Raw genomic sequence first — 14,016 nt, 5'->3', positions numbered from 1 at the left:
TCGACGAATCTCACGTGACTGTGTCTCAGATTGGTGCCATGTACAAAGGTGATCGATCACGTAAAGAAACACTGGTCGATTATGGGTTTCGCTTACCGTCGGCGCTGGATAACCGGCCACTTAAGTTTGATGAGTTTGAAGCACTCGCCCCACAGACAGTTTATGTCTCGGCGACACCGGGCAATTATGAGCAAGAGAAATCAGGGTCAGACATCATCGATCAAGTGGTGCGACCGACGGGGCTTATTGATCCTGAAATTGAAGTGCGCCCGGTCGCCACTCAGGTCGATGATTTACTCTCAGAAGTACGTGCCCGGCGCGAACTGAATGAACGGGTGCTTGTGACCACATTAACCAAGCGTATGGCCGAAGACCTAACCGAATATATGCAAGAGCACGATGTGCGCGTGCGCTATCTGCACTCTGATATTGATACGGTTGAACGCATGGAGATCATTCGCGATTTACGGCTTGGCGAGTTTGATGTCTTGGTGGGGATCAACCTGCTACGAGAGGGGTTAGATATGCCAGAAGTCTCTTTGGTTGCCATTTTGGATGCCGATAAAGAAGGTTTCTTGCGCTCTGAACGCTCGCTGATTCAAACCATAGGCCGTGCTGCGCGTAACCTACGCGGTAAAGCCATTTTATATGGTGATCGGATCACCAAATCGATGAAGCGTGCGATTGATGAAACCGAGCGGCGTCGCGTCAAGCAAGTGGCTTACAATGAGGAACATGGCATCACACCGCAGAAATTGAACAAAAAAGTGATGGACGTGATGGAAATCGGCACCGGTAAGCGAAGCAAGGCGAATAAATCGTCCGCGAAGTCGTTACGTGCTGTTGCCGAGCCAGATGCAGATTATGCACTGAAATCCCCGCAAGCGATTGATGCGGAAATTAAAAAGCTTGAAAGCCAAATGTTAGAAGCGGCACAAAACCTTGAGTTTGAAACGGCAGCACAATTGCGCGATCAGCTCCAGGGGCTGCGCGAGCAGTTTATCGCCAACAGTTAGATAAGAGCTAGATAAAAAAAAGCCAACCTAAGAGTCAGGTTGGCTACAGTGTTTCAGTGAGTAATAACTCACAAACAACGTCAGTTGGCTAGGTGACCCCTTAGGGTCACACAAAAGGAKGCATTTGGCGTGCCAAAAATTAAAAAGGCGATTACATCGACAAAACGTGTGGTTTTAAGCCACAAGCAAAGATACAATGTGGGAAATTTTGCATAATGCAACGCATTTCGCATACGCTCGTGCAATTGAGCCAATGAATATTACAGGCTCTATGAAGGCTATGGGCTCAATGAAGACTGTATGCTTTATGAAGACCCCAGGCAGCGATGTGATTCTTGGAGGATAAATGCCAGCACTGTCACCCAATAAACGAATATTGATGGTGGAAGATACAGCGTCGGTCGCGGCGTTATACAAATCGTATTTAAATCCCTTGGATGTCGATGTCACCATTGTGGGCAAAGGGCAGGATGCGCTGACTTTCTTTGAACAAGAAGGCGACCAACTTGCGTTGATCATTCTGGATCTTCGCCTGCCCGATATGTCAGGGATTGATGTGCTGGCAAAAGTCCGTGCTGTCGCGCCAGACTTGCCGGTGATCATCATGACCGCTCATGGCTCGATTGACGCGGCAGTCGACGCGATGCGCCATGGCGCCAATGATTTCTTAATTAAGCCTTGTGAAGCGGATCAATTGCGCGTCACGGTGAATAAGTCGCTCAAGCCTAAATCCAGCCATCAATCCAACACCAGCAAGCCCGAAAGCGAATATCATGGCTTCATCGGCAGTAGCTTACCGATGCAAGCGGTTTACCGCGTGATTGAATCCGCCGCCCCCAGCAAAGCGACTGTTTTTATTACAGGTGAAAGTGGCACCGGGAAAGAAGTCTGTGCCGAGGCCATTCATGCAGCCAGCACCCGCAGTAATAAGCCTATTGTTGCATTAAATTGTGCCGCTATTCCCAAAGATCTGATTGAAAGTGAGCTGTTTGGCCATGTTAAAGGCGCGTTTACCGGGGCGGCGGCTGAGCGTGAAGGGGCGGCAGAAATGGCGCATGGCGGCACTCTCTTTTTAGATGAAATTTGCGAAATGGATATGGATTTGCAATCCAAATTGCTACGTTTCATTCAAACGGGTAGCTTTCAAAAAGTCGGTTCGTCGCATGTCAAAAACGTGGATGTTCGATTTGTTTGTGCAACCAACCAAGATCCTTGGCTTCAGGTTCAGCAAGGAAAGTTTCGTGAAGACCTCTATTATCGTCTGCACGTGATTCCACTTGAACTGCCGCCTTTAAGCGCACGCGGTGACGATGTACTCGCGATTGCCAATGCCTTGCTCGCTGTATTTTCTGCAGAAGAGGGTAAAGATTTTTGTCGCTTCAGTGATGAGGTAGCCGATCTCCTGCTGCGTTATGACTGGCCGRGTAACGTTCGTCAATTGCAAAATGTGATTCGCAACATCGTTGTGTTGCATAATGGTGAAGAAGTCAGCAAAGAAATGCTTCCTTCTCCTGTGAATCGCGTTTCTGGTGCCGAAATTGCATCACCGCAGCATAACGCAGGGTCTGAAGTCACGACGAGTGCCTTTTCGCCGAATCACCTGGTGACGCGAGAGTCATCAGATTCAACGCCTTCGTCGTTGAGTAAAGCGGATATCGAGCCTTTATGGAAAATTGAAAAGCGCGCCATTGAAGCGGCGATTGATGTGTGCAATGGCAATATCCCGCAAGCGGCCGGGTTAAGTGCGAATCGCGTGTTAAGCAAGGCCAGCGCGAGTGGATGTCACATCACCTGGATGAGCTTACCGAAATGCTGCAAGGGACGGCGTCAACATACCGGGAGATGGCAGTCGAGCAGGACTTCATCAATAGCTTGACGTAGCTTATCCCGGTCGTGACGCCAATGATGATTTGAAGAGGCTAGCTCGGCCTCTTTTTGTTGATAGTCTGGGTCAAGCTGTGTCGCGCTTTTCTCTCCGAGTATAACATCAACCTTTTTGCCTCCCATCGCACGTTCGCACCATGCCAACATAGTATCGAGAGACATCTCGCCCGCCGGACCGATTTCTTTGCCTAAATTACGGATAAAAACAATTTTTGCCTGCGTATGTTTGAGCGCTCGTCCCAATTCGGGAACCAGTAAAGGTGGCATGACACTGGTTAAAAAACTGCCGGGGCCGAGCAGTATCATGTCTGCCTGTGCAATCGCATCCATGGCTTCACGTGTAGCCGGTACGGTTGGCGAGAGAAATAAACGTGTGGGGGGCGCAGAGAGCTCATCAATGTGTGTTTCCCCCGCGACGGTTTCGCCGTCAGCCGTTAATGCGGCCAATTCTGCTGGGTGTTCAGACATCGGCAGAAGATGCGGACGTACATCTAATAGATCGCGAATCAGCTGAATCGCTTCTAAGGGGCGAACGGATAAATTATCGAGCGCCGTCAGGATTAAATTGCCTAAATTATGCCCATTCAATTCGCCTTTGCCTTTAAATCGGTATTCGAACAGCATAGAGCCCACTGATGGTTCGGTAATTAATTGATTCAAGCAATTACGAATATCACCCCAGGCTATTCCTCCCTGGCAGGCGCGAATACGGCCCGTTGATCCACCGTTATCTGTCGTAGTGACAATGCCGGTCACGCGATTTCCATGCTCACTTAATGCAGATAATACTCGCCCTAAGCCATGCCCGCCGCCAAGGGCGACGATACGTGTTGAAGACGTCACGTTTGCTTGGTGAGACGATCTTTGTGCTGTTCGATCTTGATCAGACACAGTTTGGTGGGAAATCGCTGGATCAGAAAGCGTTGGATGGCGCATTGCCGAGAGACCTAAACAGACAGAAAAATTACACTAATGTTACCTTAATCGTCCGAATTAAGAAGAAACGCTTGGTGCGAAAATGTGAGCAAGGGAAGAAAAGTACGATAAAAAGTGAAAAAATGGGATAACGCAGCGCATTATCCCTCACCCTAAAAAGACAGAAAAATGGGCGCAATTGGCAAGGCAGCATAGAAAGCACAGAAAGCATCGTCCTCTATCTAGTGAGGATCCTGCATCATACTCAGTAGGTAATCGCGTGTAGCGACACAAGAGTTATTGGCCCATTAATGCTTGTTTTTCATCGGTTGGCAGCGGTAACAGCTCTAACCAGCGTTGACATAACCAAGTTAAATTGGAGAACTCTGCCTCACGATGCATGCTTTGTAGCTCTGGGTGGCGCTCAAACATGGATTGTAAGCGCTCAACTAGTGGTTCGCTTTGCTTATCGACGTGGCAGTCAGGCCAGCGAGGGAGTGGACTCACGGTCGCGAATAACATCTCATCATGCTGGTGGTTGAACGCTCGAATCGCAAAACGCGCAATGCCGCGGGCAGTAACAACCAAACATCCATCTTCTTGACTGCGGGTGTAATCTTCAATCTCGATAAAGGTACCAATATTGACATGCTGACGCTGAGCCTGGCTTTCTGCCATACACACCCCCAAAGGCAGACCGTGTTTTAAGGCAAAGACCAGTGTTTGCAACGCTTCTCCGGTTGGGATCCGAAGAGGAATGCGTCCACCCGGTAATATATGGCGATCGTTGAACAGAATGGGTGTTGATTGTCCCATGGTACACCTCCTGGTGAGCAATGGTTTGGTCTAATAATCTAGATACTGCAAAAGGGGTGCCTACTTTTTAAAACTCAACTGTATCGGGGGTTTGGCACGTTTCTAGCGGCTTAAGCCATAACCGACGGTTGAATAAATCGCAATTTGCAATGCAAATCCGCTTCATGGCCTGCATTGTGCAATCGCGTATTGTGCAATTAAAAAAATAGCCTCCAACATGGGAGGCTATTAGATTGACGCATCGTCACTTCAACACCGCGTTAGCGATTAACCTGAGGTTTTTTTCCTTTGTATGGATTGTAACCATGGCGAACGCGTGCGCACAGGGGGCGCGAGGTTGAACTTTGTGGTCTCATAGTCTTGCTTGTCACTCTTTTGTCGGAAGAAAAAGAAGGTGGTGATAGGGAACGTCTCACCACTTGTACAAGGATGGGGGAGATAGCAATGAATAACAAGATAATCTGGTTAAAAAGTGGTCGATATTGGTATTTCGTCTAAAAAGCGAATTATTATCAGTTAATCTTCTTAAATTTGGTTGATAAAACGCCGATAACCGCGTGGCTGTTGAGATGACCATCATCAGGCTCGTGTCGATGCAATCGCTAACATGATCATCTTTTGCTTTCTTGGAGACAAGGGTGTAGCTTAAAAATTGCACAAGCGGTTTGTACCAAAGTAATAAAAACGCAATCGAGGTTGTGATTGCCTAGTTTGTGATTACCTAGTTTATGATTACTTTGTGTGACTGTGCCAAACACTGATCCGTTCAGGAGGACACAATGAAACACAAGCGCTATAGCAATAAGAAAATGAAAGAGATGTTGAACAATGTGATGCCGGAGATGGAGAAGGCCCGCGAGGAACACCATGCCCTCAACGATCAGGCGCATGATCACTCGCCTGATGAAAGTCCGACATTTACCCCGGATGAGGCCAAAAAGTAACAGGCATCACTTATAGCCAGCGTTTTCACGCTGGCTATACAGAGAGAATGACACCGCAAATACCCTCCCGCAGCGGTCACCTGAAATACCATCGATTTTGTGACCTTGATACCTGTCTGACATCACACGTGCGCTTTTATGTTGAGTTTTTTTGACAAATAGCGTTTATTATCGTCGTTACAATTTATTAACATTGATGTGGTTTGCCAGTTAAAGTCACTGAGGTGAAAGTGTTCGGTAGAGGCTTGTGTGCTTTCTAAACGGTAAGCCAGTGAAGTCTTAGCCTCAAAGTCCGCAGATTCAGTATAAACAGCAATTTGTACCGTTTTTTGTTACTGGTGATGAATAAAGCGCTAAATTTGCCTTGTCTTACCAGCTGAACGTTTTTTTATGTGACTTAAGTGTAGTGAAAGATAAGTTTTTAATCTCATTTTATGGCAAAATACTTCAGGTTTATGGCAAAACACAGTATTGATTGGTAATGTTTTGCCTTTAGTCGCGCAGCACGGCGTAGTACAACTTCTAGAGTTGTGCAAATGGATGCTCCCGCTGGCTGCGACGATTGTCATGGATGCAATAGCGATTGTTATGGAGTTACACGATGAAGCTAAACACGATTACCCGAACCCTTTTTATGGGCGCTGGCCTTTCTCTGGCTCTCGCAGGATGCAGTGAGCCCGAGCAAAAACAAACCTCCCAAACAGCCCCTGAGCAAAAAACTGAAACCGCCGCCGGCGAACCCCAACTTGCTGATGTACAAGAGCTCGTTCGTGGTAATGGGGCGGAAGTGGCTTCTCTCGATCCACATAAAACCCAAGGCGTGCCAGAGTCACATGTTATTCGTGACTTACTCGAAGGTCTGGTTAACCAAGACGCCGACGGTAATGTGATTCCTGGTGTGGCTGAGCGCTGGGAAAACAAAGATAACAAAGTCTTTACCTTCTACCTGCGCGATGAAGCCAAGTGGTCAAACGGCGATCCCGTCACTGCACAAGACTTTGAATACAGCTTTAAACGTGTCGCTGACCCAATGACGGCGTCGCCTTACTCATGGTATCTGGGTTATACCCACATGGAGAATGCCAAAGCCATCATCAAAGGTGAAAAAGATAAAGACACCTTAGGGGTTAAAGCACTCGACGATCACACGTTACAGATCACGCTTGACTCAGCGGTTCCGTACTTGGTGAAAATGATGGGTCACACCACCATGAAGCCAGTCCATAAAGAGACCGTAGAAAAGCATGGTGATCAGTGGACCAAACCAGAAAACTTCGTTGGTAATGGCGCGTTTGTGGTCGATAACTGGGTAATCAACGAGCGTATCGAATTAACGCGTAATGAGCAGTACTGGGATAACGACAATACCACACTCGACAAAGTCACTTTCTTGCCGATTGAAAACCAAGTCGCAGAAATGAACCGCTACTTGGCCGGTGAAATTGATATGACTTACGAGATCCCCAATGAGCATTTCCGTCGTTTGAAAAGCGAGCATCCAGACGACCTCTCTATCGTGGGTAACCTGTGTAGCTATTACTACATCTTTAACACCAAGCGTGAACCTTTTGATGACGTCCGCATCCGTAAAGCATTGTCTTATGCCATTGATCGCAATGTAATCACTGACGCTTTACTGGGTCAGGGCCAAAAACCGGCTTATTTCTTAACACCAGAGATCACCGCCGGATTTGAGCCTGAATTGCCAGAATACGCCAAAATGACCCAAGAAGAGCGTGATGCAGAAGCCAAGCGTTTGCTTAAAGAGGCAGGATTTGGTGAAAATAATCCGCTTGATTTCTCACTGCTGTATAACACCAGTGAAAACCACAAAAAACTGGCCGTTGCGATTGGTCAAATGTGGAAAGACAAGCTCGGCGTGTCTGTCGATCTGAACAACCAAGAGTGGAAAACCTACCTAAGCACCAAAGACGAGGGTAACTTTGACGTGGCCCGTGCCGGCTGGTGTGGTGATTACAACGAGGCGTCGACCTTCCTCAGCTTAATGCGAAGCACCAATACCTCAGGCGGTGTGCACTACGATAGCCAAGCTTATGACGCTATCATGCAAAAAGCGATGACCACTACAGACGAGGCGGAACGTAGCAAACTATACCTTGATGCAGAGGCACAAATGGCGAAAGACATGCCGATTGCGCCAATCTATCAGTATGTAAAAGCGCGTCTGCTTAGCCCCCAAGTCGGTGGCTTCCCAGCCAATAACGCGGAAGAGAAGATCTTCTCCAAAGATCTTTACATCAAAGCGGAGTAATCCCTGATTCACGGCTAAGTGAGGGAGTCGTTTATTACGACTCCCTTGATGGTTTCGCTGTTTGTGGAAATGCCCAAGGCAGCGCTTGCTGTGATGCTTAACTAACATGGAACAGCTCGTATTTATGCAAGAGCTAATGTTGACGGTAGAGCTATGTTGAAATTTATCGCGAAGCGAATATTGGAAGCGATCCCAACGCTGTTGGTCTTAATCACTGTTTCCTTCTTCTTGATGCGGTTTGCGCCTGGCAACCCTTTTTCAAGTGAACGTCCATTGCCCCCGGCGGTAATGGAAAATATTAATGCCAAATACGGCTTAGATAAGCCCGTGTTTGAGCAATACACCACCTATTTAGGCAATATCTTACAAGGGGATTTTGGTCCCTCGTTTAAATATATTGACTATAGCGTTAATGAATTGATTGCTGACTCTCTCCCTGTTTCGGCGCAAATCGGCGCGATAGCATTTGTGTTCACCCTGCTGTTTGGGGTCACGATCGGTACCATTGCCGCGCTGAAACAAAATACCTGGATTGACTACACCATTATGTCGACCGCGATGCTCGGGGTGGTCATGCCATCGTTCGTGCTCGCGCCTGTGCTTATTTATATTTTCGCCATTAATTTGGGCTGGTTACCGGCCGGTGGCTGGCAAGGGGGAGGTTGGCACTTTATGGTGCTCCCCGTGATTGGCATGTCGTTACTCTACGTTGCCACGTTTGCGCGTGTGACCCGTGGCAGCATGATTGAAACCCTGAACAGTAATTTTATTCGTACTGCACGCGCCAAAGGGTTGAGCTACCCGACCATTATTGTCAAGCATGCGCTTAAGCCAGCGATGTTGCCGGTGGTGTCTTATATGGGGCCAGCCTTTGTTGGGATTATTACCGGCTCGGTGGTGATCGAGACCATCTTTGGGCTACCTGGCATCGGTAAGCTATTTGTTAACGCTGCGTTTAACCGTGACTATTCACTGGTACTGGGTTGTACGATTTTAATCGGGACGCTGACCATTCTTTTCAACGCCATTGTCGATATCCTACTTGCGTATATCGATCCTAAGATCCGTTACTAGGGGTGACATGATGCTGACGAAAAAAGAAAACATTGACGCCCTAGAAAACTTCGCAGAAGAAGTGGATGTAAAAGGGCGAAGCCTTTGGCAGGACGCAGCGATACGCTTTAAACGTAACCGAGCCGCGATGGCCAGCTTGGTGATCCTTGTCATTATTGGTTTGAGTGTTCTATTGGGTCCGTCCCTGAGTGCTTATGCTTATGATGCGACCGACTGGTACGCCATCCATGCGGCCCCGACATTGGGTCTTGATGGCCACTGGTTTGGCACTGACGCCCTTGGGCGTGATCTGTTTACGCGTACCATGATGGGCGGGCGTATATCGATCATGGTTGGTGTCATGGGGGCCTTTGTCGCCGTCCTGATTGGTACACTATATGGTGCAACCTCTGGCTTTATTGGCGGCCGTACCGATGCGGTGATGATGCGCTTGGTTGAGATCTTACAATCGATTCCATTCATGTTCTTCGTGATTGTGTTGGTGACCTTCTTTGGTCGGAATATCGTACTGATCTTTGTGGCGATTGGTTGTATTGCCTGGCTGGATATGGCCCGTATCGTTCGTGGTCAAACGCTCAGCTTACGCAGTAAAGAATTTGTTGAGGCGGCGCATGTTTCAGGGGTGAGCACACGTCATATTATTACCCGCCACATCGTGCCGAACGTATTAGGGATTGTCGCTGTGTATTCGACCTTGTTGGTGCCGAACATGATTTTGTTCGAATCCTTCCTCAGTTTCTTGGGTCTGGGCGTGCAAGAGCCAATGACCAGCTGGGGTGCCTTGCTACAAGAAGGGGCACAAACGATGGAAATAGCAATCTGGCAGCTGCTGTTCCCAGCGACCTTTATGGTGCTGACGCTATTCTGTTTTAACTATGTCGGTGATGGTTTGCGTGATGCGCTGGATCCAAAAGACAGATAATCGACAGCTTTTGGCGTCGTAAAAAACGCAATAAGATAAAAAGCGCAGGTTTGTTTCCTGCGCTTTTTTATCAATCATCGAGCGCGATCTTTTGCAAAAAATCGCGGTTATTCTGGCGCCTCGTCTAAAGGATACCAGTAGCCGCGGTTTACCCACAGCGTGAGCATCGGCCAAAATAGGCTATTTTCAGCGGCTTCACCGAGCATTTCCCAATCGATAAAACGCTGATTGCACAGCTTAGGCGTCAGTGACTCACAGCCTTCCGGTAAGTCAAAGCTTTCACCGAGCATAAAAATTATTTCTGACTGATCAGCGTGATAAAAAGCACGTAAGCCACTGAGTTTTTCTAAACACAGACCATCTTGCATGGCGGCTTTGAGGCTATCAGGCTGCCACTGCGGATCGGGGCTGAGCAAATCGAGCTCGTGTCGAGCCTGAGAGAGAAACTCGCCAACCCAGCGCTTTTTACGGGTTTCGTCCTGCATTAATGCCATCATCATCTCATCCATTTGGGCGAGATGTTGTGGGTCGAGTGCCGCTGGCGCATCGGGTTGCGCTGGCATCGCGGGCCAATGGAAGTGGTTATCGCCCGCTTCATCAACAATCACTTGATCCGCGTAGCTACTGAGTAGCTCGCGCGCTTTTGGCGATCGATAACCAATCGAGTAACTGAGCGAAGGTTCTAGGGTATCACCCTCGTGCGGGAAACCGGGTGGAATATAAAGAATATCGCCAGGGGCTAGTTCGACATCGATAATGGCATCAAAGCCAGTAATTTGCTTGAGACCGGTCTCGAGATTGGCATCTTGATAATCGCCTTTCGGCCCAACGCGCCAGCGACGACGCCCTTGCCCTTGAACAATAAAGACATCGTATTGATCGATATGGGGTCCCACGCCACCTTGCGGCTGGGAATAGCACACCATAAGATCGTCGAATAACCACTGAGGCAGTGTCGAAAAGGCACTGGCTAACTCGCGGGCGCCTGGGTGCCAGTGGTTGGCTGCCTGAACAATTAGTTGCGCGTGAGTATCAGGAAAGTTGCTAAAATCCTCAAACGGTCCGTGGGCAACCTGCCATTGACCATTCGCGTGTGTCACCATGCGAGAATCAATATCGGCTTCCATCGCCAAGCCTGCGACTTCCTCTGGGTCGATGGGATCCTCGAAGTCTATAAAGCCTTGACGGATAACGGTAGGCGCTTGGTGCCAATAGGTGGACATAAAGTCGGCAATGGAAAATTGAAACTGATACATAGCATCACAGGTTAAGAAATTTGCGGCAGTATAACGCGCTGAGCGGGGCGGTGCGAGGGGGATAAAAAACGGCCCCCAATGGAGGCCGTGAGGTATGAGAACGTTTTGCTTAAAGTTTGTCAGTGAGCTTGACCGCATCACCAATGTAGTTAGCTGGTGTCATTTGCTTCAAGCGCGCTTTTTCATGCTCAGGTAAGTCGAGGCCATCAACAAAAGCACGCATGCCTTCGCCATCCACCCGTTTACCGCGTGTCAGCTCTTTCAACTTCTCGTACGGCTTTTCAATGCCGTAGCGACGCATTACGGTTTGAATCGGTTCGGCAAGCACTTCCCAGTTCTTATCCAGCTCGGCTTCTAGCGCGGCTTGGTTGACTTCTAGCTTGCTGATCCCTTTAAGGGTCGAGGCATAAGCAATTAGGGTGTAACCCACGCCGACACCCAGGTTACGTAATACTGTCGAATCGGTCAGATCACGCTGCCAGCGAGAAATCGGCAACTTTTGCCCCAGGTGAGAGAAAATTGCATTCGCCAGGCCGAGGTTACCTTCCGAGTTTTCGAAATCAATCGGATTGACTTTATGTGGCATGGTCGACGAGCCAATTTCACCTTCAACCGTTTTTTGCTTGAAGTGACCCAGCGCGATATAGCCCCAGATATCACGATCAAAATCGATCAAAATGGTGTTAAAACGCGCCACGGCATCAAAGAGCTCAGCAATGTAGTCATGCGGCTCAATTTGAGTGGTGTACGGGTTCCAGTCGATACCGAGCGAAGTGACAAAAGCTTCGCTGTAGGCGTGCCAATCAATCTCTGGGTAGGCCGACAAATGGGCGTTGTAGTTACCCACTGCACCGTTGATTTTGCCGAGGATTTCAGTGCTTTCGACTTGCTTAATCTGACGCGCCATGCGGTAGGCAACGTTCGCCATTTCTTTACCCATGGTCGACGGCGAAGCCGGTTGGCCGTGGGTGCGAGAGAGCATCGGCACATCGCGGAATTGTTGTGACAAGTCTTTAACTGCATCGGCAAGCTGCTGCATTTCCGGTAAGATCACCGTATCACGCGCGTCTTTAAGCATCAGTGCGTGAGATAGGTTATTGATATCTTCCGAGGTACAGGCAAAGTGAATAAACTCGCTAACCGCATGAATCTCTGGGTGTTGAGCAATTTTTTCTTTTAAAAAGTACTCAACCGCTTTGACGTCGTGATTAGTGGTGCGCTCAATCTCTTTGATTCGGGCGGCGTCTTGCTCATCAAATTCAGCGGCAATCCGATCGAGGAGGGCGTTGGCGTCATCGCTAAATGCAGGCACTTCTTTGATGCTGTCAGTGGCTGCCAAGCTTTGCAGCCAGCGGATTTCAACGATGGTGCGATACTTTAGCAATCCAAATTCACTGAAAATCGATCGTAACGCAATCGTTTTCGTACCATATCGGCCATCGACCGGGGAAACAGCAGTCAGCGCTGACAGTTCCATTTTATGTCTCCTGAGTTCAATCTGATTAGCTACGGGCTAGAATAGTTTTGGCCTGCTCAACCATTTGTTTACGACCAAAAATGAGATGTCGGCGTTTACCGCCTACTTGGCGCCATAGTACGGTACTACGGATACCAGATAACAAGAGGGCACGCACACGATGTTGCACGCCGGTTTGTTGTAGGTGTTGCGGGTCGCCAGAAACCTGAATACGCGGGCCCAGTGGGCTGATGACGTCGAGATAAATACTGGCAAGATTACTGATCATTTGCTCATCAAGCAGATCAAAGTGGCTCGATTGGCGCTCGATGGTTTCGATCCGATCGCCCAATTGCGCCATGGCATCACGACGGCTGGCAAGCTTGCGCTCTAAGGCGAGCAAATTGATCAGATAACGCATTAGCTCGCTACCGTTGCTGCTATTATCCAGCTGGCTGATCAGCGCTTCCAAGCCTAAATGGAGCCCTGACTCACCGCCGCCAGTGACATTACCGACCTCACCGCGAAACACATCTAGCGTCGAGGACGGGTTCGTCATCACGATGCTGCTTAAGCTGGTACTGAGCGCGTCTTGGTCACAATAGCCCTGACGGGACACATCTTGCACCAGTTTCGCTGCCTGACAAATGCTCGCAAAAGCGAGGGTGCGATCATAAATCGTCTCTGCCACTGATCACGGCTCCTTAAATACGTTGCTCGATAATACCACCACCTAAACACACGTCGCCGTCATAAAAAACAGCGGATTGGCCAGGGGTGACCGCAATTTGCGGCTCGTCGAATGTCACTTTTATGGTGTCATTATCAACAGGCGTGATAGTACATGATATATCGTGTTGACGATATCGGGTTTTGACTGTGCAACGGCGTGTCTCGGTCACATTCTCGCGATCGACCCAGTGTAATTGGGCTGCTATTAAGCCTGCAGAGAATAAGCGTGGATGATCATGGCCTTGACCTACAATCAGTACATTGCGCTCAACGTCTTTATCGACCACATACCAGGGCGCTTCGCTACCGTTACCGCCTTTTAATCCGCCAATCCCTAAGCCTTTACGCTGACCCAGAGTATGATACATCAAGCCTTGGTGCTCACCGATGTTCTCGCCATCGGTCGTTTCGATGGGCCCCGGTTGCGCGGGTAAGTACTGCGATAAAAAGTCAGTAAATTTGCGCTCACCAATAAAACAGATCCCAGTGGAGTCTTTTTTCTTTGCGGTCACCAAGCCTTGTTCTTCGGCAATTTGGCGCACTTGTGGCTTTTCGAGATCGCCAACTGGGAATAAGCTACGTGCAATCTGATCGTGGCTGAGTGTATATAAGAAGTAGCTTTGGTCTTTATTGCTATCAAGGCCACGCAGCATCTGTGCTTTTTCACCATTGTCGGGGAAAGATCGACGCACATAATGGCCCATAGCAATATAACCCATAGCAATATAA

The 14,016-nt window shown here is 48.7% G+C and carries 12 protein-coding genes; 6 read left to right on the top strand and 6 right to left on the bottom strand.

Features of this window, described 5'->3' with window-relative positions; all coding sequences use genetic code 11:
- Nucleotides 1-1,016: helicase-related protein (locus BZG79_RS04875; RefSeq protein ID WP_199877555.1), on the top strand; the 1,016-nt coding region annotated here is incomplete at its 5' end.
- 346 nt (nt 1,017-1,362) lie between these two features.
- A complete protein-coding gene (locus BZG79_RS04870; protein ID WP_242414127.1) occupies nt 1,363-2,892 on the top strand; it encodes a sigma-54 dependent transcriptional regulator in 1,530 nt (509 codons plus the stop codon).
- Here BZG79_RS04870 and BZG79_RS04865 read toward each other — a convergent pair.
- Nucleotides 2,844-3,836, bottom strand: a complete 993-nt coding sequence (locus tag BZG79_RS04865) for a YvcK family protein (RefSeq protein ID WP_077773848.1) — start codon at nt 3,834-3,836, stop codon at nt 2,844-2,846. The genes BZG79_RS04870 and BZG79_RS04865 overlap by 49 nt on opposite strands.
- A 276-nt stretch (nt 3,837-4,112) precedes the next feature.
- Nucleotides 4,113-4,631: an LON peptidase substrate-binding domain-containing protein gene (locus tag BZG79_RS04860; RefSeq protein WP_242414126.1), complete on the bottom strand. Its 519-nt coding sequence runs from the start codon at nt 4,629-4,631 to the stop codon at nt 4,113-4,115.
- Between the two features lie 779 nt (nt 4,632-5,410).
- Between BZG79_RS04860 and BZG79_RS16335 the strand changes: the two genes are divergently transcribed.
- The 4 genes from BZG79_RS16335 to oppC all read left to right on the top strand — a co-directional run bounded on the left by BZG79_RS16335 (nt 5,411) and on the right by oppC (nt 9,843).
- Nucleotides 5,411-5,575: a hypothetical protein gene (locus tag BZG79_RS16335; protein ID WP_158009963.1), complete on the top strand. Its 165-nt coding sequence runs from the start codon at nt 5,411-5,413 to the stop codon at nt 5,573-5,575.
- A 601-nt stretch (nt 5,576-6,176) separates the two neighbouring features.
- On the top strand, nt 6,177-7,847 hold the full coding sequence (locus BZG79_RS04855) for an ABC transporter substrate-binding protein (RefSeq protein WP_077676713.1): 1,671 nt from the start codon (nt 6,177-6,179) through the stop codon (nt 7,845-7,847).
- 153 nt (nt 7,848-8,000) lie between these two features.
- Nucleotides 8,001-8,921 (top strand): oligopeptide ABC transporter permease OppB, encoded by a 921-nt coding sequence (oppB, locus tag BZG79_RS04850; protein WP_077576315.1) that lies wholly within the window; start codon nt 8,001-8,003, stop codon nt 8,919-8,921.
- A gap of 10 nt (nt 8,922-8,931) precedes the next feature.
- Complete coding sequence (gene oppC, locus BZG79_RS04845; protein WP_077460389.1) at nt 8,932-9,843, top strand: oligopeptide ABC transporter permease OppC; 912 nt, start codon at nt 8,932-8,934, stop codon at nt 9,841-9,843.
- Between the two features lie 107 nt (nt 9,844-9,950).
- Here oppC and BZG79_RS04840 read toward each other — a convergent pair whose 3' ends face one another.
- The 4 genes from BZG79_RS04840 to mnmA form a co-directional block, all read right to left on the bottom strand.
- The gene (locus BZG79_RS04840; protein WP_077676712.1) at nt 9,951-11,099 is read right to left on the bottom strand and encodes a cupin domain-containing protein; all 1,149 of its coding nucleotides are present in this window, start codon (nt 11,097-11,099) and stop codon (nt 9,951-9,953) included.
- A 109-nt stretch (nt 11,100-11,208) separates the two neighbouring features.
- Nucleotides 11,209-12,576: an adenylosuccinate lyase gene (purB, locus tag BZG79_RS04835; protein WP_077669604.1), complete on the bottom strand. Its 1,368-nt coding sequence runs from the start codon at nt 12,574-12,576 to the stop codon at nt 11,209-11,211.
- Between the two features lie 25 nt (nt 12,577-12,601).
- Entirely contained in the window at nt 12,602-13,246 is a 645-nt protein-coding gene (gene hflD / locus BZG79_RS04830) for a high frequency lysogenization protein HflD (protein WP_021022328.1), read from the bottom strand.
- A gap of 13 nt (nt 13,247-13,259) precedes the next feature.
- Nucleotides 13,260-14,016 (bottom strand): tRNA 2-thiouridine(34) synthase MnmA (mnmA, locus tag BZG79_RS04825; protein ID WP_108743235.1); only part of this gene is annotated, 757 nt, incomplete at its 5' end.

Source organism: Salinivibrio sp. MA427 (assembly GCF_001996115.1).
Taxonomy (GTDB): domain Bacteria; phylum Pseudomonadota; class Gammaproteobacteria; order Enterobacterales; family Vibrionaceae; genus Salinivibrio; species Salinivibrio costicola.
This window is presented reverse-complemented; position numbering and strand designations above follow the sequence as displayed.

Bases quoted from the DNA above. Each gene is read 5' to 3' on its own strand.
- oppC (WP_077460389.1), top strand. From the start codon at position 8,932: ATGCTGACGAAAAAAGAAAACATTGACGCCCTAGAAAACTTCGCAGAA.
- oppB (WP_077576315.1), top strand. From the start codon at position 8,001: ATGTTGAAATTTATCGCGAAGCGAATATTGGAAGCGATCCCAACGCTG.
- purB (WP_077669604.1), bottom strand. From the start codon at position 12,576: ATGGAACTGTCAGCGCTGACTGCTGTTTCCCCGGTCGATGGCCGATAT.
- BZG79_RS04860 (WP_242414126.1), bottom strand. From the start codon at position 4,631: ATGGGACAATCAACACCCATTCTGTTCAACGATCGCCATATATTACCG.
- BZG79_RS16335 (WP_158009963.1), top strand. From the start codon at position 5,411: ATGAAACACAAGCGCTATAGCAATAAGAAAATGAAAGAGATGTTGAAC.
- BZG79_RS04840 (WP_077676712.1), bottom strand. From the start codon at position 11,099: ATGTATCAGTTTCAATTTTCCATTGCCGACTTTATGTCCACCTATTGG.
- BZG79_RS04865 (WP_077773848.1), bottom strand. From the start codon at position 3,836: ATGCGCCATCCAACGCTTTCTGATCCAGCGATTTCCCACCAAACTGTG.
- BZG79_RS04855 (WP_077676713.1), top strand. From the start codon at position 6,177: ATGAAGCTAAACACGATTACCCGAACCCTTTTTATGGGCGCTGGCCTT.